This is a genomic window from Pseudomonas sp. m6p, assembly GCF_055760375.1.
On the sequence record NZ_CM147084.1, the window covers coordinates 6,022,501 to 6,041,981 of the forward strand.

Consider the following 19,481-nt stretch of genomic DNA (forward strand, 5'->3'; position numbering starts at 1 on the left):
GCTTAGAAGCAGCCACCCTTTAAAGAAAGCGTAATAGCTCACTAGTCGAGTCGGCCTGCGCGGAAGATGTAACGGGGCTCAAACCATACACCGAAGCTACGGGTATCACGCAAGTGATGCGGTAGAGGAGCGTTCTGTAAGCCTGTGAAGGTGAGTTGAGAAGCTTGCTGGAGGTATCAGAAGTGCGAATGCTGACATGAGTAACGACAATGGGTGTGAAAAACACCCACGCCGAAAGACCAAGGTTTCCTGCGCAACGTTAATCGACGCAGGGTTAGTCGGTCCCTAAGGCGAGGCTGAAAAGCGTAGTCGATGGAAAACAGGTTAATATTCCTGTACTTCTGGTTATTGCGATGGAGGGACGGAGAAGGCTAGGCCAGCTTGGCGTTGGTTGTCCAAGTTTAAGGTGGTAGGCTGAGATCTTAGGTAAATCCGGGATCTTAAGGCCGAGAGCTGATGACGAGTTACCTTTCAGGTGACGAAGTGGTTGATGCCATGCTTCCAAGAAAAGCTTCTAAGCTTCAGATAACCAGGAACCGTACCCCAAACCGACACAGGTGGTTGGGTAGAGAATACCAAGGCGCTTGAGAGAACTCGGGTGAAGGAACTAGGCAAAATGGCACCGTAACTTCGGGAGAAGGTGCGCCGGTGAGGGTGAAGGACTTGCTCCGTAAGCTCATGCCGGTCGAAGATACCAGGCCGCTGCGACTGTTTATTAAAAACACAGCACTCTGCAAACACGAAAGTGGACGTATAGGGTGTGACGCCTGCCCGGTGCCGGAAGGTTAATTGATGGGGTTAGCTAACGCGAAGCTCTTGATCGAAGCCCCGGTAAACGGCGGCCGTAACTATAACGGTCCTAAGGTAGCGAAATTCCTTGTCGGGTAAGTTCCGACCTGCACGAATGGCGTAACGATGGCGGCGCTGTCTCCACCCGAGACTCAGTGAAATTGAAATCGCTGTGAAGATGCAGTGTATCCGCGGCTAGACGGAAAGACCCCGTGAACCTTTACTATAGCTTTGCACTGGACTTTGAATTTGCTTGTGTAGGATAGGTGGGAGGCTTTGAAGCGTGGACGCCAGTTCGCGTGGAGCCATCCTTGAAATACCACCCTGGCAACTTTGAGGTTCTAACTCAGGTCCGTTATCCGGATCGAGGACAGTGTATGGTGGGTAGTTTGACTGGGGCGGTCTCCTCCTAAAGAGTAACGGAGGAGTACGAAGGTGCGCTCAGACCGGTCGGAAATCGGTCGTAGAGTATAAAGGCAAAAGCGCGCTTGACTGCGAGACAGACACGTCGAGCAGGTACGAAAGTAGGTCTTAGTGATCCGGTGGTTCTGTATGGAAGGGCCATCGCTCAACGGATAAAAGGTACTCCGGGGATAACAGGCTGATACCGCCCAAGAGTTCATATCGACGGCGGTGTTTGGCACCTCGATGTCGGCTCATCACATCCTGGGGCTGAAGCCGGTCCCAAGGGTATGGCTGTTCGCCATTTAAAGTGGTACGCGAGCTGGGTTTAGAACGTCGTGAGACAGTTCGGTCCCTATCTGCCGTGGACGTTTGAGATTTGAGAGGGGCTGCTCCTAGTACGAGAGGACCGGAGTGGACGAACCTCTGGTGTTCCGGTTGTCACGCCAGTGGCATTGCCGGGTAGCTATGTTCGGGAAAGATAACCGCTGAAAGCATCTAAGCGGGAAACTTGCCTCAAGATGAGATCTCACTGGAACCTTGAGTTCCCTGAAGGGCCGTCGAAGACTACGACGTTGATAGGTTGGGTGTGTAAGCGCTGTGAGGCGTTGAGCTAACCAATACTAATTGCCCGTGAGGCTTGACCATATAACACCCAAGCAATCTGAATGCTCGAAAGAGACCAGATTGCGGTGTGTGAAGACGCAATGAACCGAAAGTTCGCGCAGCTCACAAAGCACCTGTATCACATACCCGATTTGCTGAAGCGAGGCCAGTTGGTCACGAGTCAGTACCCGAATTTCTTGACGACCATAGAGCGTTGGAACCACCTGATCCCATCCCGAACTCAGAAGTGAAACGATGCATCGCCGATGGTAGTGTGGGGTTTCCCCATGTGAGAGTAGGTCATCGTCAAGATTAAATTCCGAAACCCCAATTGCGAAAGCAGTTGGGGTTTTGTTTTAGTAGAAGTCACCGATTTTGCTGGCACGTTACCGTGTTGACGGGCCAGATACAGAATTTCTTGACGACCATAGAGCGTTGGAACCACCTGATCCCATCCCGAACTCAGAAGTGAAACGATGCATCGCCGATGGTAGTGTGGGGTTTCCCCATGTGAGAGTAGGTCATCGTCAAGATTAAATTCCAAAACCCCTGTCTGCTAACGCAGACAGGGGTTTTGTCGTTTCAGGGAATTCAAAATTCATGCCGCTTTGCGAGCTGTATTGATCTTCCACGCAACCTTCCGGAACGGTTTGTCATGGAGTAATCGCACCGCCTCAGCTGAGGCCGTTTGAACGGCGCCCTTAAAATCGAAAAAGCCAGCCCCTGAATGATCAGGGGCTGGCTTTTTTATGCACAAGGCTAAGGTTCAGAACTGGTAGCTGACTGTGGCCGCGATGTTGCGCTCTTCGCCCATGTAGCAGAAGCTCAGACTGGCGCAGGAGGCCACGTAAGACTCGTTGGTCAGGTTGTTAGCATTCAATCGAACGTCGACGCCCTTCAAGCCGACCTTGCCCAGGTCATAACCGATCGATGCGTCGAACAACGTGTAAGACGGTACCTTCAGTGTATTTTCCGCATCCGCCCAGCTGTAACCGACATAACGCACACCACCGCCCAAACGCAGGCCATCCAGTGCCGCGCTATCAAACTTGTAGTCGGCCCACAACGATGCCATGTGCCGCGGAGCCTGAGTCGGCGAGTTGCCTTTGTTTTCGATCACGTCGGTCGGCGTGCTCAGGGTACTGACCATCGACTTCGAATACTCGATATCGGTGAAGGTATAGCTACCGAGCACTTTCAGGTTGTCGGTCACCTGCATGTGCGCTTCCAGTTCCAGACCTTGCGAACGCACGGCGCCGACAGCACGGTAGAAATTTTCCTGGGGCAGCTTGGTCGCCAGGTTCTCCTGATCGATATGGAACAGCGAGGCGGTGAACAGATTGTCGGTGCCCGGCGGCTGGTACTTCAGGCCGACTTCCCATTGCGTTCCGTCGGTTGGCGGCAGCGGATTGCCGGCGCTGTCGGCATATGAGTTCGGGTTAAACGACTCGGAATAGCTGATGTACGGCGCCAAGCCGTTTTCGAACAGATACAAGGCGCCAGCGCGGCCGGTCAGTTTGGTGCGGCGGTCGTTGATTTCGGTGCCCACTGGCCGTCCCGCTTCGGCGATACGGTTCTCATCGGAAGTCTCGACCCAGTCCTGACGCAGTCCGAGTGAGAAGCGCCACTGGTCTATCTCGATCAGGTCTTGCAGGTATACGCCGGTTTGTTCCAGGCGGCGCAGATAACTGGTCTCGCCGTACATGTCGATCGCCGAATTGCCGTAGACCGGATCGAAGGCATTGATCGGCGCCAGGCCGCCGCTGGTCCAGTCGACCACGGTTTTGCGCCGTTGATAATCTGCGCCCATCAACACGGTGTGCTTGGTGGCACCGGTGAAGAATTCGGCCTGCAGCATGTTGTCGACGATGAACGCATGCAGACGCTCATCGCCGCCGGTGTAATAGCGGTTCAGTTCGTTGCTGGTTGGCGTCGTCCAGCCATAGGCGTAGACCTGATCCATGTTCACTTTGGAGTCGAGGTAACGGAAATTCTGCCGCGCCGTGAAGACATCGTTGAAGCGATGTTCGAACTGATAGCCAAAAGACTGCTGATCCCGCGAATACCCATCAACTCCCGGCTCGCCCTCGAAGAAGTGCGGCGAGATGCGGTTGCCGTTGCGCTGATGAATCGTGCCATCCGCCGGAACGCCACCGTGGTAGCCGCCATCCGGATCGTGCTGCAGATACGCCTGCAGCGTCAGCGAAGTGTCTTCAGTGAAATCGATGCTCAGGGTCGGGGCGAGAGCGAAGCGTTTTTCCTTGTTGTGGTCGAATTGCGTGTCGGATTGATCCGTCAAACCGGTCAGACGATAGGCAATGCGCTTGTCGTCATCGACTGGGCCGCTGAAGTCAAACCCGACCCCGCGCTGACCTTGGGTACCGACCGTGGCCTGAACCTGATGATAGGCCTCGTACAACGGTTTTTTGCTGGTCAGCGCCACCAGTCCACCGGGCGAACTGCGACCGTACAACACGGACGATGGGCCTTTGAGAATATCCACGCGTTCAAGGAAATACGGATCGACCTGCATGGTGCTGTAGGTGCCGCTGTCACCCATCGACTTGAGGCCGTCGAGATAGATGTTGTCCACCGAACCGTCGTTGAAACCGCGCATCGCCACGTAATCGTAGCGATGCGTCGCGCCGTAAGGGTTGGTCAGCACGCCGGGGGTATAACGCATCGTCTGGGAGACGGTCTGCGAGCCTTGGTCGTCCATTTGCTCGCGAGTCACCACCGATACGCTTTGCGAAGTTTCCAGCAGCGCGGTACTGGTCTTGGTGGCGATCTGGCTGTGGGTGGCGTTGTAGCCCTCCATGCTGCCTAGCGCGTTACCGAGAGCGAAGCCTTTGATATCAGTGGCCGGCAGCGCCAGTGCATCGCTGTCGCTGACCGAGTGCAGAATATAGCTGCTGCCATCCTGGCTGACCGCTTCCAGCCCCGAGCCACTCAGCAAATGGCTCAACGCCTGATCGGTTGAATATTCGCCCTGCACGCCCGGCGACTGCCGCCCCTGCGTTTGCTGGGGTGTCATCGACAAAGTGATACCCGCCTCGCGCGCAAACCGGTTCAGCGCGTCGTCCAACGGGCCGGCGCCAATGTTGTAGCGATGGCTGCTCGCTTCACTGGCATTGGCGGCGAGGCTCAGGGCAGGCAACACTCCGGTGCCTAGAACAGTGGAGAGCAGGGCGGCGCGAACGGCGTGGCGTAACAGGCCTGATTCGGCAGTGAAATGCAGAGAGGTGATGCGGACAGTCATTGTCGGTTTCCGTGGCAAGTCGCTAAAGCGGAATGGAAGTGCTTACTGACCAAGCCGGATTTGCCGCAAAAAACCGCCAAAATAATTTCAGGCCACTGCCTCAATCATTACCCACCACCGGGTGCGGTAGCGCAATTGCACCGGCAACGTCTGCGGCAAAATGGTCAACAGCTTGTCGGTGTCCTCCAGGCGGAATACGCCGGACAGGCGCAAATCTGCCACCGCCGGCGCGCACGTCACGAAACCTGGACGATAACGTCCGACCTCGTTGAGAAAGTCGCCCAGGCGCATATTGCGAGTGACGATCAGACCGTCGACCCACGCGCCCGCGTCCATATTTGGTGGCGGCGCCGGGCGTACCTGGTGGTGATCGATCAGGTAGGTCTGCCCGGCGAGTGCCTCGACCGAGGTGCCAGCGCTATGAATGGTCACACGGCCGTGGGTGACGCTCAGACGCGTGCAATCACTGTCCTGACGCAGGATGAAGCGGGCGTGGGTCGGCTCATAAACGCCGTGACGACTTTTTACGCGAAGCGCCCGATTGAACGCCGCGCCTTCATCGTTACCGCCGCATGTGACGATGATTTCGCCGCGAGTGAGTTTGATCAGCCGCTGCTGCGCGGTGTAATCCAGATCCACTGCGCTGGCAGTGTTCAGCTCGATCCGCGTGCCGTCGGGCAACTGGAACCCGCGACGCTCGCCGGTCGCCGTAGCGTAATCAGCGCGCCACTGCTGCCACACGGAGGTGTCCTTGGCCAGCCATGCCGCGGAGCCCATCAGCACCGCGCCAGACAGCAGCTTCAAGGCTTGTCGCCGTCCGAGCCCTTGCGCACTGTTTTCCAGCGTATGGAACGCCACTTGGGCACCGGGCACGGCGCGCAGGTTATGGCTCAGTTCAGCCTGCAGCGACTGCACGCGCTGCCAGGCCAGTTCATGTTCATGATGTTCGGCGCGCCACGCGTCGCACTGATGACTCAGACGCGCATTGCCATGGTTGTTGCGCAGCCGCAGGAACCAGTAAATGGCTTGCTTGACCACCTGTTGCGGCGGCTCGGCGCGACGCCCGACTGAGTTGTTATCCACAGGCATCAACTTGCATACCGCAACACGTAACAGTGATACAGCGCAGCGGCGACGTAACGTTCGACTGAGCGCAGTGACAAACCCATCTGCGCGGCAATCTGCTTGTGGGTCAAACCTTCGCACTGCGCCAGCAGAAACGCCTGACGCACTTTCGGTCGCAGGCCTTCAAGCATGCGCGCGATGCTCTCGAGCAACTCGATTACCAGCGCGCGGGTTTCGGCGCTTGGGGCTTCGGCTTCGGGCAAGTGGGCGATGGTTTCGAGATAGGCGCGTTCGATTTCTTCACGACGCCAGAGGTCGATCACCAGGCCACGGGCGATGGTGCTTAAAAATGCGCGAGGTGCTTTCAGTTCCAGGCGTTCGCTGCGCTGCAGCAGACGGACGAAGGTGTCCTGGGCCAGATCCGCCGCATCCGCGGCATTGCCCAGTCGCGCTCGCAGCCAGGCGTTGAGCCAGCCGTGATGACTCCTGTAAAGCGCCTGCACTGCAAACTCAGGTGAGGACATGAACGCAACAGCCCGAACGTCACAAATGATAATTAGTCGCATTGTCATCAAGGGCTACAGAATTTGCAACCGGCGCTGCAAAACAGTCATCAAAAAATGACAGACGAACGCTCTGGCACGCCGTTCGGCGGGAATCTGGCAGAAATGCCGTGCATTTCCTGCAAAGCGCTAAGTTTTCTCCGAAGCGTGCCGACAGACTGGTGAGACATGCGTGCACCAAAGTAGAGCGGCCGTCAGAACGCCGCCTGCGCTGTACATGGAATGTTGCATCCCGGAACGCATCCCCACTTTTGCATAAGAAGTCCCATGAAATGAATCTCAAGTTCAGCCATAAAATCCTGTTGGCCGCCTCGGGCGTCGTGGTCCTGGCTTTCGCTTTGTTCACCCTCTACAACGACTACCTGCAGCGCAACACCATTCGCCAGAACCTCCAGTCGTCCGTGCAGCAGGCCGGCGATCTGACCGCCAGCAGCGTGCAGAACTGGATGAGCGGGCGAATTCTGGTGCTGGAAAACCTCGCGCAAAACGTTGCCCATCAGGGCAAGAACGCCGACTTCCCGGGGCTGGTCGATCAACCGGCCTTCACCTCGAACTTCCAGTTCACCTACGTCGGTCAAGCCAACGGTGTGTTCACCCAGCGCCCTGACGCGAAGATGCCGGACGGCTACGACCCGCGTCAGCGCCCTTGGTACAAGCAAGCCGTCGCTGCCGACAAAACCATGCTGACGCCGCCGTACATGGCGGCGGTCGGTGGTCTGGTGGTGACCATCGCCATGCCGGTAAAAAACAATGGCGAATTGCTGGGTGTGGTCGGCGGTGACCTGAGCCTGGAAACCCTGGTGAAGATCATCAATTCGGTGGACTTCGGTGGCCTCGGTCACGCATTCCTGGTCAGCGGTGACGGTCAGGTAATCGTCAGCCCGGACAAAGACCAGGTGATGAAGAACCTCAAGGACATCTACCCGAACGCCGGCGTGCGCATCGAGAAGGGCAACCAGAACGTGGTACTCAACGGCCAGGAGCGCATCCTGTCGTTCACCCCGGTCAGCGGCTTGCCGAATGCCGACTGGTACATCGGCCTGTCGATCGATCGTGACAAGGCCTATGCCGCGCTCAGCCAGTTCCGCACTTCGGCGTTGATCGCGATGTTCGTCGCGGTCGCTGCGATTGCGCTGCTGCTGAGCCTGCTGATCAACGTTCTGATGCGTCCGCTGACCACCATGGGTCGTGCGATGCAGGACATCGCCCAGGGCGAAGGCGACCTGACTCGTCGTCTGGTCGTGCAAGGCAAGGATGAGTTCGCTGAACTGGGCAGTTCGTTCAACCAGTTCGTCGAGCGCATTCATGCGTCGATCTCCGAAGTGTCGTCGGCCACCCGTCATGTACACGACCTGTCGCAACGGGTGATGGCCTCGTCCAACGCTTCGATCATCGGTTCCGACGAACAAAGCGCCCGCACCAACAGCGTGGCCGCCGCGATCAACCAGTTGGGCGCCGCGACTCAGGAAATCGCCCGCAACGCCGCCGACGCTTCGCAACACGCCAGCGGCGCGAGCGAGCAGGCCGATGACGGTCGTCAGGTGGTCGAACAGACGATTCAGGCGATGACCGAGCTGTCGCAGAAGATCAGCCTGTCGTGCACCCAGATCGAAACCCTCAATGCCAGCACCGACAACATTGGCCACATCCTCGATGTGATCAAAGGCATCTCGCAGCAGACCAACCTGCTGGCGCTCAACGCGGCCATCGAAGCGGCCCGTGCCGGTGAAGCCGGACGTGGTTTTGCGGTGGTGGCGGACGAAGTGCGTAACCTCGCGCATCGCACCCAGGAATCGGCGGAAGAGATCCACAAGATGATCACTTCGTTGCAGGTCGGTTCCCGTGAAGCGGTGACCACCATGAACGCCAGTCAGGCGTCCAGCGAAGAGAGCGTGGAAGTGGCCAATCAGGCGGGCCTGCGCCTGGTCAGCGTGACCCAGCGCATCGGCGAAATCGACGGCATGAACCAGTCGGTGGCTGCCGCGACGGAAGAGCAGACGGCGGTGGTGGAAACCCTCAACGTCGACGTCAATCAGATCAACCTGCTGAACCAGCAGAGCGTCGCCAACCTCAATGAAACGTTGAAGGATTGTGATGCGTTGTCGCAGCAGGCGAATCGGTTGAAGCAGTTGGTCGACAGCTTCAAGATCTGATTGTCAGATTCGAGACCGCGTTATCGTTCTTCGCGAGCAGGCTCGCTCCCACAAATTGACCGCGTTCCTACAGAAGGAATGCGATCAAAATGTGGGAGCGAGCCTGCTCGCGAAAGCGGTCTGACAATCACCGCAAAGCCAAAGCCTTAGACAAACAGCTTCAGCACATTCCCCATCGCATCATCGGCAAACCCCTGCACGAAATCCTTGAACCCCGGCAGCGCCTCGGCACCACCGCTGGCCGGCTCGGCAATAATCGTCCAGGTCGCCCGCGACTTGCCCACCCCCAAAGATTCCACGTTCATCGCCGCCCACAGATTGGCCACACCCAGCGTGTTGTAGATCGTGGTCCAGGTCATGGCGCGCGCCTGCTCATCGCGGGAGTTGAGTTGCTCGACCACCACGTTGCCGTCCTTGAAGAACTTCTTGCGCAGCGAGGACACGCCTTCACCGGTCATTTCGATGTGCGACAACGCCGGAATAAACCGGTCGAAACCGGCGAAATTGCCGACCACCGCCCAAACTTGCGCCGCGTCCGCCGGCACTTCCACCGACGAAACAACGTGGCAGCCGTGCGGGTTTTTGATCAAGGTGTCGGGTTGCAGATTGCTCATGGTGTTGCTCCTTTTTGATGAACTAGATGAAGTTGATCTGTTTCAGGTAATCGCAGCCGCGACGCAGCAGCGCCGGGGATTTTTCCGGGTACTGCGCGCCCATTTGTTGCACCCCGGCGTGGGCGTTGGCGTGGCCGATCAGGGAGATGTCGCCGATGTCTTCCTCGAAGCCGTTGAGGTAGAAACCGAGCACGCCGAACAGCGCGTTGTCGGCGTCGACCCGGCCCAGTTGCTGTTGCCAGTCGGCGAAACTGACCAGCGAAAATTCGCTGCCGGTTTCGCGGAACGAAGCGACGTAGGCATCCCAACTCAGTGGCTCGGGGTTGTGCAGGTTGAACACCGCTCGCTCGGTCGAATAACGGCTGGCGTGGAAGGCGATGAAACGGGCGAGAAAGTCCACCGGCATCAGGTCGAAATTCAGTGCGAAGGCCGGCACCTGACCGAGTTGGATCGAGCCCTTGAGCATCAGCATCAAACGGTTCTTGTGCGGTTGGCAGACGCCGCTCAGGCTGTTGAAACTGATGTTGCCGGGGCGATACAGGTTGACCCACACCCCACGCTCGCGCGCCCGTTCAAGGATGCGCTCGCCGACCCACTTCGACAGGTTGTAGCCATTGCGGATGTAGATCGGCGGGGTCGGTGCGGCGGGCAATTCGAGCACGCGGCCTTCGTCATCGACGGTGCTGGAAGCGGACAGCGTCGAGACAAAGTTGAAGACCTTTTTGCTGCGCCCTTCACACAGGCGCAGCAGCTCGAAAATCGGCTCGACGTTATCCGCGGCCAGCGACTCGTAATCGAGCACATGGTTGACGTTGGCGGCGTTGTGCACCAGTGCGCCGAACTCGCGATCCAGGCGCTGATAATCGGCGTCGGCCAAGCCCAGTTGCGGACGGGTGATGTCTGCCGAGTAGATCCGCACCCGGCTCAGGTCCAGATGCTCCAGACGGTTCTCGCGCAACGCCTGGGCAAAGCGCTGCGCCGCCGTTTGTCCGCCACCGTCACGCACCAGACACGCCACCTCGCTGGCGCCCCAGCCGAGCAGCGCTTCGACAATGTGTACGCCGACAAAGCTGTTGGCGCCGGTGACGATCACCTTGTGCACATCGCCCAGGCGACTGATCGGCAACGGCTCGATGTTCAGCGGGCGTTCGGCGTCGGCCATGGCCTGGGCGCTGAGCACCGCGCTGTCATCGGTCCCGCGCACCAGCGTTGCGAGCTTGATGATGGTCGGCAATTCGATGAAGCGGTTGATCGAGATGCTGCGCCCGAATTCCTCACGCAAACGCAGCAACATGCGCGACAGCAGGATCGAATGCCCACCGAGGTTGAAGAAACTTTCGTCGGTGGAAATATCGCTGGTGGGCAGCTCCAGCAGTTCCGCCCAGATCTCCAGCAGCAGCGCTTCGTCGGCATTTGCCGGCAGGCATTTCGGGCCGCTGTCCTGCACGCTCACCGGCAGTTCCAGCAACGCCTTGCGGTCGACCTTGCCGTTGCTGGCGAATGGCATGTGCGGCAGTTCAGTCCACGCCACCGGTTGCATGTAGTCCGGCAAAAACTGCTGGGCATGCGCCTTCAATAGATCGCGTGCAGCGTCCGACTGCGGCTGCGCAAGGAACGCCAGAATCCGCCGCTGACTGTCGATCACCACCGCCACCTGACGGTACAACTGGCTCTCGCGCAGGCAGCGTTCGATCTCTTCCGGCTCGACCCGGAAACCACGGATCTTCACCTGATTGTCGCGCCGTCCGCACAGCTCGATACCGTGCTCGCCCCATTTGGCCATGTCGCCGCTGCGGTACGCGCGCAACGTTTGGCCGTGCGGCAGTTGCAGGGTCAGGTAGCGCTCGGCGGTCTGCTGCGGGTTGTTCAGATAACCGAGGCAAACGCCGGGGCCGACGATGAACAATTCGCCGACGGTGTTCTCCGGCACCGGTTGCAAGTCGTCATCGAGAATCAGCACCTGACTGTTGGCGATCGGCGCGCCGAGGGTGCGGTTGCTGTCACCCGGTTGCAGTTGCCGGGCGGTGATCAGCACCGTGGCTTCGGTGGGGCCGTAGAGGTTATGCAACTTGCCCTGACGGGTCAGTTGCTCGATGACGAAGGGCTCGCAGACGTCGCCGCCGGTCATGACCTCGACGCCTTGCAGTTGCTCCAGCGGCAGGATGCTCAGCAGCGCCGGCGGCAGAAACGCGTGGGTCAGTTGCCGGCGGCGGATCAGCGCCACCAGTTGCAGCGGATCGCGGCGCTGGGTGTCATCCGGCACCACCAGTTCGGCGCCTTGCAGCAGGCTCGGGAAGATATCGATCAGCGAAGAATCGAAGCTCAGCGAAGAGAACTGCAAGACCCGACTTTCAGCGCGCAACTGCACGTAATCGGCGTACCACGCGGTGAAGTGCGCGAGGTTCGCCTGGCTCAGCAGCACGCCCTTCGGATGCCCGGTGGTGCCCGAGGTATAGAGCGCCATGCACGGCGCTTCAAGCGTCGGCCGCTGACGCATCAACGGTTGGCTGGGATCCGCATCCGCGCTGTCGATACAGCTGACATCCAGACCGGGCATTGACTCACTCAGCGGGTGCTCGCCGTCGTGCAGCAACAAAACCGCGCCGGCGTTCTGCAGGATGTATTGCTGGCGCTGCAACGGATGGCTCGGCTCCAGCGGCAGGTACACCGCGCCACTGCCGAGCACCGCCAGAATCGAGGCAAACAGCGCCGGGCTTTTCGGCTGACAGATACCTACGATCCACGGCTGCGGATGTTGCTCGAGCAATGGCAGCAGGCGTTGCTGGATCGCACAGCTGTGGGCGTGTAACTGGCGATAGCTGAGCGACTGCTCGGCCAGGTGCAGCGCCGGTCGCTCGGCGTGTTCGATCAGGCTGCGTTGCAGGCGTTCGATCAACGGGATCTGCGCCTGCTTGAGCAGCATCGGGTTGGCCGTGTCGTTAAGGCGATGGACGTAGGCCAGGCTGTCGAGAAACCGCAGGTCTTCCACCTGTTCGAAATCCGCTGCCGTGGCGGGCATCACCTGCTGGAAATACTCGGCATCGCGGGAGAAACGGCTGACCAGCAGCGCAACTTCGTCGACCACCTGCGTCAGCACCCGCTGGCGCAGAGCCTGACCGTTGCCGGACGGCTCATCGCCAATCGGCACTCGGCAGATCAGAGACGAACCAAGGAAGCACAGCAGGTCGAGCGTTGGTAAACCGCCAAGGCTTTGCGCAGCGATACCCAGGCGCAGATGCAAGTGCGGGATGGCGCAGAAATCGCCGGCGCCGATGAAGCCATCGTCGATGATCAGATCCACCGGCGATTGCGCCGCGCCGCTGCGCAGCAAGGTGTGACCGTGTTGTTCGAGTTCCTGCGCCAGGTCGGTCATGGCCTGGCTGGCGCCAATCAGCAAAATGTCGAGACGTCTCATGTCAGCCTCCTCATCAAACCAGATAGTCGCGCAGGGCGTGCTGCACGCAGGGCGTGTCGAGCAGCGAGCTGCTGTGGAAAAAACGCACGATGTTGCCCACCAGCGGATGGTGGCGATTGATCGGGAAGGCCAGCCCGGTCATCTCGTCACTGAGGGAACGGCGCACGGCATCGCTGACCGGCAAGGCGTCGATCAGGCGCAGATCGAAGGACTTCTGAATGTCGTTGGTCAGGTAATGGCCGATGAACACCGGCAGGATCTGCGCGATGGTTTCCCGGTCTGCGTCACTGGTGGTGTGCCAATAGATGCGCACCATGCGCGCCCAGAAACTGGAGTGCCGGCCCTCATCGAGCAAGTGATCGGCCATCAGGCCTTTGATCGACGGCTTGACCGTATCGTCCCGGGCAAACGCTGCGACATCGCCGGTTACGGTGTTTTCGGCGATGGCCACGCAGATCAGTTCCACTGCGCTGCGCAGGTGCTCGGGCGCCAGTGCCACGGCGGCAGGAATTGCCCGGCTCAGTTCGATTTCAGTGGGCAGTTCGATCGGCTCGATGCCGGTCATCGCCACGGTCTGCTGCATGAAGTCCATCGCCACCAGCGCGTGGTAATCCTCGTCCACCACCACGGTCATGGCGTCGTAGCGACAGGCGAACGGGAAGGCCACGGCAAAGCGATTCTTGGCGATACTGCGCGCGGTCTTGTCGACGATCTCGGTCTCGAAAATCACCACGTCGTTGATGAACTTGTACAGCGTCTGCACCAGGGCAAAATCCCGTTGTTGCGGGCACTCGCGCAGGAAGGTTTCGCTGAGTACCAAGGGCTGGCGGCTCAACGGATAGATCAGGCGCTCATCGTCTTCCAGTACGCGCCGTGGCCGGGTGCGGATGGTGGCGCGGCTTTCCCAGGCGTCGGCGAAGGATTGGTAATCGGCGGCGTTCATTGGGCCACCTCCGCCAACGGTTCGCGCATGCTCAGACGCAGGCCGTCCCACAAGGCGATGCGGCTTTCCACTGCCGCGATGGCGCTGGCGTAGACCTCGGCTTCGCGTTGCGGATCGCCATCGACCAGACGCTCAAGCAGTTGCTCCGCCGCCGGACCGTGATCTTCGGAATCGACCTCGATGTGGCGCTCCAGGTAATAGCGAAAGGTCGGCGCCTGTTCGATACCGATCCCCCAGTCATCGAGGATGCGCTGGAACATGGTCGGGATGACGCTCTCGCGACCATGCAGGAACGCGGCAGCGACGCTGTGGCCTGGCGCATGCAGCGCGGTGTTTAGCGTCTCGCGAACAAATTTTGCTGCTGCCGGATCCACTTCCACGCTTTGCAGGGCGACGTCGTAACTCACGCCTTCCTGTTGCAACGCGACAAAGCGTTCGACTGCCGTGGTGCTCGCACCGACTTCGCGCATGGCGTCCAGATACAGCTCGAAATGACTGTAATGGCCGTGAGCGGGACGGTCGTCGGACTCTTCGCCGAGCACGATCTCGTTGATCAGCCGCGCAGCATGCGGATCACGCGGCGGCAGCCAGGGCAGACGGGTGCAGGTCAGTTCTTGTTGGAGACGCTTGGTCAGCGACATGAAATCCCAGACGGCGAAGACGTGGGATTCCATGAACCGGCGCAGTACCGATAACGAATCGATTTCAGTAAAGATCGGATGAACGCTCAATTGAGCTTTTATCAGGGCGAGTTGTTCTTTAGTTGGCATCATGGCTAACCTCGGTGTTATTGGAATAGAGAAAGTTGCTCGTTCGGTGCGTCAACGCGGACTGGCTGTTTCTTGAACTTTTATAGTGGCGAGCGCTGGCCTCATTCAGATAAATGAAAGTGTGCGAAGTGCATGGGAGGCTCTGGGCTATGCCTGGGCGACTATTTGCCAAGGCTGTCAGCTGAGTGCGGAGCCGTGCCGTGTTTGCGGGGTTTAACCTGCTCGGCGAGGAAAAGCTAATACATCATCAAATAACTTAACAAGTTTATTTTTAATTATTTTAAGTTTGCTGTTTTTTAAGTATGAGACGATCCGGTAAAACTTATTAATTAGGTTTTACTTGGGCGTAGTTGCTCCTTTCGGCGAACAGTGGCCAAAATTGAAGACAAGAGTGAATGCCTCACTCAGAGCAACTTTTCGATACAAGGGTTGAAGTTATGTATAGGGGTGAAAGTTGGCCGGGAACGGCGCCGTAACTTCCTTTTATCCCGTGGCAAGGCTCCTTCCGTAGGTTCCTGGTGCGAGGACTGCGCCGGCGGTGCGGTGCGTCCCCGTTCTTCATGGGTTGGCTGTTCAAGAGTGCGGGTAAATTGGCGGGACGGCTATGACCGATTCGTCCGCGGCGAGCTGCAATACCGGACTTATGGGGGCGCTGGGAGGTTAGAGCGAACAGGCGAATCCGCCACCGGGTTTGCGGCAGACCGTAGAGAGGATTTGTAAGCGGGTTATTCGCCGGTCAGCTGCAAGGGCCTGAAACCGGCGTGGAGGGGATCAGCGAACGGCCTTGCGGTGTTGTCCGGCAGGGCTGGCGAGGTAACGGGTGATCACCTCGACGCCACGGTTGAGGTGTTGTGTGAGCAGCTTCACCGACAGTTCGACATCGCGTTCGATTACGGCCTGGAGCATCGCGCGGTGATCTTCCTGGGACAGTTTGCCCAGGCCCATGGCTTCAAGGTTGAAACGCAGAAAGCGCTCTTCTTCATTCAGGCCGCCTTCGACCAGTCGCAGCAACCGCTGATTCGGCGCCTTGCTGTACAACGCCATGTGGAACAGGCGATTGAGCCGACCGATTTCGCTGTAGTCGTGCTGGGTCTCAAGTGCTTCGATAAAACTGGCGGCAAGCGCGTGATCGGTGCTGGTCAGCAGCGGAACCGACTGGCGCATGGCTTCGGATTCGAGCAGGATTCGCAACTCGTAGGTTTCGGTAGCGTCGCCCTGAATCAGCGGGGCAACCACGGCGCCTTTGTGGGTCGTGACGCTCAGCAGCTCCTGAGCCTCCAGCTGACGCAGAGCCTCGCGCACCGGCATGCGGCTGACCCCGAACAGGTCAGCCAGATCCTGCTGACGCAGGGCAGTGCCGCACGGTAAACGACCGTCAAGGATCGCCGAGCGCAACGTCTCCTCGATGATCGAACGGGCAAGATGTGCAGGAATCGGCCCATCGACTTTGATGCTGTGCAGCGGTTTGGGCTTCTGTGTCACAACTACTCACCCTGAATGAAGACGTAATTTGGATCCAAAGACACTAGTGATTGCTCTACAGGTTGTCAAACCACGTAAAGGATTGCTGTCCTGAGTAAAGTTTAGCGCGCTGGCGATGATCTCATGGTGCCATTGTTTTTTGCCGGGCTAAGCTTCACCATCAAACGCTTTCCTTCCTGCCCCCTTGGAAACCAGCTGTGGCGGTACGTTTCGCGATCCCTCGGACTTTGCGCTGGCTAGGCTGCGCACTGCTGCTGGCCGGCGTCATGCTGGGCGGTCTGCATGCCGATTGGGATTTTTCCGCGATCAGCCGCAAAGCCACGGCGCTGTACGGGCCGCTGGGCGCCGGGCAGCAGCGGATCGATGCCTGGCAGAACCTGCTGGCCACGCAGAAACAAGTCAGCGAGATGGAAAAGCTGAAAGTCGTGAACCTGTTTTTCAACAAACAGGTGCGCTATGTAGAGGACATCGATCTGTGGGGCCAGGTCGATTATTGGGAGACACCGATCGAAGCGCTGTGGAAAGGCGCCGGTGATTGCGAAGACTACGCGATCGCCAAGTATTTCAGCCTGCGCCATCTCGGGGTTTCCAGTGACAAGCTGCGCATCACCTACGTCAAGGCACTGCGCCAGAATCGCGCGCACATGGTACTGACTTACTACGCCACCCCCGATGCCATGCCGCTGGTGCTCGACAGCCTGATCGATCCTATTCAGCCTGCGTCCCAGCGAACCGATTTGCTGCCGGTCTACTCTTTCAATGCTGAAGGTCTGTACCTGCCGGGAGCCAAGGGCAACAAAAAGGTCGGTGACACCAAACGCCTGTCGCGCTGGCAGGATGTGCTGAAGAAAATGCAGGCCGAAGGTTTTCCGGTCGAAACGACTAACTAGGAGCACGCGCTCAGATGTCTTTGTTCAAACAGCTGTTGATCGCTATCTGTCTGTTCCTGGTGGTCGCCTTCACCGGCAGCTTCATGGTCAGTCTGGAGAGCTCGCGCACCCAGTACGTCAACCAGCTGCGCTCCCATGCCCAGGATGCCGCCACGGCGCTGGCGTTGTCGCTGACGCCGAATATCGACGATCCGGCGATGGTCGAGCTGCTGGTCAGCTCGATTTTCGACAGCGGCTATTACGCGAGCATCCGTGTGGTCGACCTCAAGACCGACCAGACCATCGTCGAGCGCAGCGGGATTCCGGCGGTGAGCAATGTGCCTGACTGGTTCGTCAAACTGATCGGCCTGGAACCGGCCGGTGGCGATGCCTTGGTCAGCCGTGGCTGGGAGCAGGCCGCGCGGGTCGAGGTGGTCAGCCACCCGATGTTTGCCGTGGCCAAGCTGTGGCAGAGCGCGTTGGGCAGCCTCGGCTGGCTGTTGCTGTGCGGCGCGGTCAGTGCGGTGCTCGGTGCGTTGCTGCTGCGCCGGCAATTGCGCCCGCTGGATTACATGGTCAAACAGTCCCACGCCATCGCCCGTCGCGAGTTCCTCAGCCTGCCGGAGCTACCGCGCACCCCGGAACTGCGGCGCGTGGTGCAGGCGATGAACCAGATGGTCGAGAAGCTCAAGGCGTTGTTCCAGGAACAGGCCGAGCGCAGCGAAAAACTGCGCGCCGAGTCTTATCAGGACACCCTCACGGGGCTGGCCAACCGGCGCTATTTCGAGATGCAACTGCACAACCGCGTGAGCAACCCGGAGCAGGCCAGTTCCGGTTACCTGCTGCTGTTGCGGGTCAAGGATCTGGCCGGGCTCAACCAGCGCCTGGGCGGTCAGCGCACGGATGAATTGTTGAAAGCCGTCGGCGAGCAGTTGTCCCGCGAATGCGCCAAATACCCGGAAACCCAGAACCTCATCACCCGGATTCGCGGCGGTGAATTCGCCGTGCTGGCGCCGGGGCTGGTGCGTGAAGAGGCGCTGCAACTGGCGCAAAACCTCGACAGTGCGCTGAGCAGCCTGCACGCCACCGGCGCCACTGATGTGCCGGCCGTGGCCTCCATCGGCCTCGCCCCGTTTGCCCACGGCGATTCACCGCAAGCAGTGCTGACCCTGGGTGATCAGGCGCTGGCGCAGGCCGAAGGGCAGGGCGAGCAGAACTGGGCGTGCATCGATCAGAGCCTGGTGGCCGAGGTTGGCGACGATCACCACGCCTGGCATCGATTGCTTGATCAGGCGCTGAATCAGCAGCGCTTCGAGTTGTATTTCCAACCGGTGGTGGCTGCGCAGGACACGCAACTGGTGCTGCATTACAAAGTGCTCTCGCGCTTGCTGGATGAGCAGGGCCAGACCATTCCCGCCGGACGTTTCCTGCCGTGGCTCGAGCGTTTCGGCTGGACCGCACGACTTGACCGCTTGATGCTCGAACGCGTTCTGGAGCAGATGAAAGGGCACGAGGATTCGCTGGCGCTGAACCTGTCCTCGGCAACCCTGGCCGATCCACAGGCATTGAACAAAGTGTTCGAGATTCTGCGCGCGCACTCCGACCTCGGCGAGCGTCTGACGCTGGAGATCGGTGAGGAGCAACTGCCGGAGCAGGCGGTGCTGGAGCAGTTGACCCGGCGTTTGCGTGAGCTCGGTTTCTCCTTGAGCCTGCAGCGCTTTGGTGGACGCTTCAGCATGATCGGCAACCTGGCGAGGCTGGGGCTGGCGTATCTGAAGATCGATGGCAGCTATATTCGTGCGATCGATCAGGAAAGTGACAAGCGTCTGTTCATCGAAGCCATCCAGCGGGCGGCGCACAGCATTGATCTGCCGCTGATTGCCGAGCGCGTCGAGACCGAAGGGGAATTGTCGGTGATTCGCGAGATGGGTTTGTATGGGGTGCAGGGGCAGCTGTTTGGTGAGCCCAAGCCCTGGAATTAAACTTTTAGTGCGGCGGCGTCATTGATGCCGTCTTCGCGAGCAGGCTCGCTCCCACATTTGATATGCATTCCAATGTGGGAGCGAGCCTGCTCGCGAAGGGGACTGCCAGGTCACTGAAGATCGCGGATCAGATCAGCCCGCCTTCATCTTCATCGATCAACTGGCTCAACCCGCCCAACGCTTCCCGTGCCTGGGTCCGGTCCATCAGTTTGGCCTGCGCCGCCGGGGGCAGGTCGGTGACGCGGATCACGCCCTTCTGGGTCAGCACCTGAATCAGGTCGTCGAGTACCCGAATCATTTCAAAGTCGCTCTGCTTGAGCTGTTTGAGGCTGTTTTCCACGGCCGCGTTGGCGAACCAGGCCTGGATGTCATGGTGGTCGGCCGGCAGCGTTTCCGTGGCCTCGGCGTAGGCCGCCGCTTCCACGCGAATCAACTGACCCTGCGCATCGCGTTGCACGTAAAACATTGAGCATCCCTCAGAAAGAACCAGCGTCATGCTGTCAGCAGCATAGGCCAACTGCGCGCGAGTATGCGGGCTGGCGACGAAATCGTCACCGCCGAGTTAGCCG

General features: G+C 59.3%; 12 protein-coding genes and 3 rRNA genes (1 of these 15 running past the window's edge). 6 read left to right on the plus strand and 9 right to left on the minus strand.

The features are described 5' to 3' along the window. From ACYZUM_RS27605 to rrf (ACYZUM_RS27615), 3 genes are all read left to right on the plus strand, one after another. A 23S ribosomal RNA gene (locus tag ACYZUM_RS27605) occupies positions 1-1,839 on the plus strand; it begins 1,053 nt to the left of the window's first position. Between the two features lie 154 nt (positions 1,840-1,993). Then, a 5S ribosomal RNA gene (gene rrf / locus ACYZUM_RS27610) occupies positions 1,994-2,109 on the plus strand. 105 nt (positions 2,110-2,214) lie between these two features. Next, a 5S ribosomal RNA gene (rrf, locus tag ACYZUM_RS27615) occupies positions 2,215-2,330 on the plus strand. A gap of 233 nt (positions 2,331-2,563) precedes the next feature. Here rrf (ACYZUM_RS27615) and ACYZUM_RS27620 read toward each other — a convergent pair. From ACYZUM_RS27620 to ACYZUM_RS27630, 3 genes are all read right to left on the minus strand, one after another. Then, complete coding sequence (locus ACYZUM_RS27620) at positions 2,564-5,056, minus strand: TonB-dependent siderophore receptor (RefSeq protein WP_108181290.1); 2,493 nt, start codon at positions 5,054-5,056, stop codon at positions 2,564-2,566. Positions 5,057-5,143: 87 nt separating this feature from the next. Next, positions 5,144-6,145, minus strand: coding sequence for a FecR domain-containing protein (locus tag ACYZUM_RS27625; RefSeq protein WP_108181291.1), 1,002 nt, complete (start codon positions 6,143-6,145; stop codon positions 5,144-5,146). Beyond that, positions 6,145-6,645 (minus strand): sigma-70 family RNA polymerase sigma factor, encoded by a 501-nt coding sequence (locus ACYZUM_RS27630; RefSeq protein WP_086795007.1) that lies wholly within the window; start codon positions 6,643-6,645, stop codon positions 6,145-6,147. Before ACYZUM_RS27630 ends, ACYZUM_RS27625 begins: the two co-directional genes overlap by 1 nt. A gap of 311 nt (positions 6,646-6,956) precedes the next feature. Between ACYZUM_RS27630 and ACYZUM_RS27635 the strand changes: the two genes are divergently transcribed. Further along, entirely contained in the window at positions 6,957-8,837 is a 1,881-nt protein-coding gene (locus tag ACYZUM_RS27635) for a methyl-accepting chemotaxis protein (RefSeq protein ID WP_108181292.1), read from the plus strand. Positions 8,838-8,983: 146 nt separating this feature from the next. On the opposite strand, the gene ACYZUM_RS27640 is transcribed toward ACYZUM_RS27635, so the two are convergent. The 5 genes from ACYZUM_RS27640 to ACYZUM_RS27660 form a co-directional block, all read right to left on the minus strand. Beyond that, positions 8,984-9,451 (minus strand): SRPBCC family protein, encoded by a 468-nt coding sequence (locus ACYZUM_RS27640; protein WP_108181293.1) that lies wholly within the window; start codon positions 9,449-9,451, stop codon positions 8,984-8,986. Between the two features lie 22 nt (positions 9,452-9,473). Continuing rightward, entirely contained in the window at positions 9,474-12,866 is a 3,393-nt protein-coding gene (locus tag ACYZUM_RS27645) for a non-ribosomal peptide synthetase (protein ID WP_142580082.1), read from the minus strand. Between the two features lie 13 nt (positions 12,867-12,879). Then, on the minus strand, positions 12,880-13,809 hold the full coding sequence (locus ACYZUM_RS27650) for a diiron oxygenase (RefSeq protein WP_041070899.1): 930 nt from the start codon (positions 13,807-13,809) through the stop codon (positions 12,880-12,882). Further along, positions 13,806-14,582 carry a DUF3050 domain-containing protein gene (locus tag ACYZUM_RS27655; protein ID WP_041070902.1) on the minus strand — a complete coding sequence of 259 codons (777 nt, stop codon included), beginning with the start codon at positions 14,580-14,582 and terminating at the stop codon, positions 13,806-13,808. The genes ACYZUM_RS27650 and ACYZUM_RS27655 overlap by 4 nt, the downstream gene beginning before the upstream one ends. A 768-nt stretch (positions 14,583-15,350) precedes the next feature. Next, positions 15,351-16,061: a GntR family transcriptional regulator gene (locus ACYZUM_RS27660; RefSeq protein ID WP_108181296.1), complete on the minus strand. Its 711-nt coding sequence runs from the start codon at positions 16,059-16,061 to the stop codon at positions 15,351-15,353. 197 nt (positions 16,062-16,258) lie between these two features. Between ACYZUM_RS27660 and lapG the strand changes: the two genes are divergently transcribed. Both lapG and lapD read left to right on the plus strand, forming a co-directional pair. After that, positions 16,259-16,951 (plus strand): cysteine protease LapG, encoded by a 693-nt coding sequence (lapG, locus tag ACYZUM_RS27665; protein WP_007962016.1) that lies wholly within the window; start codon positions 16,259-16,261, stop codon positions 16,949-16,951. 14 nt (positions 16,952-16,965) lie between these two features. After that, positions 16,966-18,912 (plus strand): cyclic di-GMP receptor LapD, encoded by a 1,947-nt coding sequence (gene lapD, locus ACYZUM_RS27670; RefSeq protein WP_108181297.1) that lies wholly within the window; start codon positions 16,966-16,968, stop codon positions 18,910-18,912. Positions 18,913-19,039: 127 nt separating this feature from the next. Here the strand turns inward: lapD and ACYZUM_RS27675 are convergent, their stop codons facing one another. Further along, positions 19,040-19,378, minus strand: a complete 339-nt coding sequence (locus tag ACYZUM_RS27675; RefSeq protein WP_041070910.1) for a hypothetical protein — start codon at positions 19,376-19,378, stop codon at positions 19,040-19,042. Positions 19,379-19,481 lie beyond the last annotated feature (103 nt).

Coding starts and splice junctions, on each gene's coding strand:
- ACYZUM_RS27620 (WP_108181290.1), bottom strand. CDS start 5,056: ATGACTGTCCGCATCACCTCTCTGCATTTCACTGCCGAATCAGGCCTG.
- ACYZUM_RS27625 (WP_108181291.1), bottom strand. CDS start 6,145: ATGCCTGTGGATAACAACTCAGTCGGGCGTCGCGCCGAGCCGCCGCAA.
- ACYZUM_RS27630 (WP_086795007.1), bottom strand. CDS start 6,645: ATGTCCTCACCTGAGTTTGCAGTGCAGGCGCTTTACAGGAGTCATCAC.
- ACYZUM_RS27635 (WP_108181292.1), top strand. CDS start 6,957: ATGAATCTCAAGTTCAGCCATAAAATCCTGTTGGCCGCCTCGGGCGTC.
- ACYZUM_RS27640 (WP_108181293.1), bottom strand. CDS start 9,451: ATGAGCAATCTGCAACCCGACACCTTGATCAAAAACCCGCACGGCTGC.
- ACYZUM_RS27645 (WP_142580082.1), bottom strand. CDS start 12,866: ATGAGACGTCTCGACATTTTGCTGATTGGCGCCAGCCAGGCCATGACC.
- ACYZUM_RS27650 (WP_041070899.1), bottom strand. CDS start 13,809: ATGAACGCCGCCGATTACCAATCCTTCGCCGACGCCTGGGAAAGCCGC.
- ACYZUM_RS27655 (WP_041070902.1), bottom strand. CDS start 14,582: ATGATGCCAACTAAAGAACAACTCGCCCTGATAAAAGCTCAATTGAGC.
- lapD (WP_108181297.1), top strand. CDS start 16,966: ATGTCTTTGTTCAAACAGCTGTTGATCGCTATCTGTCTGTTCCTGGTG.
- ACYZUM_RS27675 (WP_041070910.1), bottom strand. CDS start 19,378: ATGTTTTACGTGCAACGCGATGCGCAGGGTCAGTTGATTCGCGTGGAA.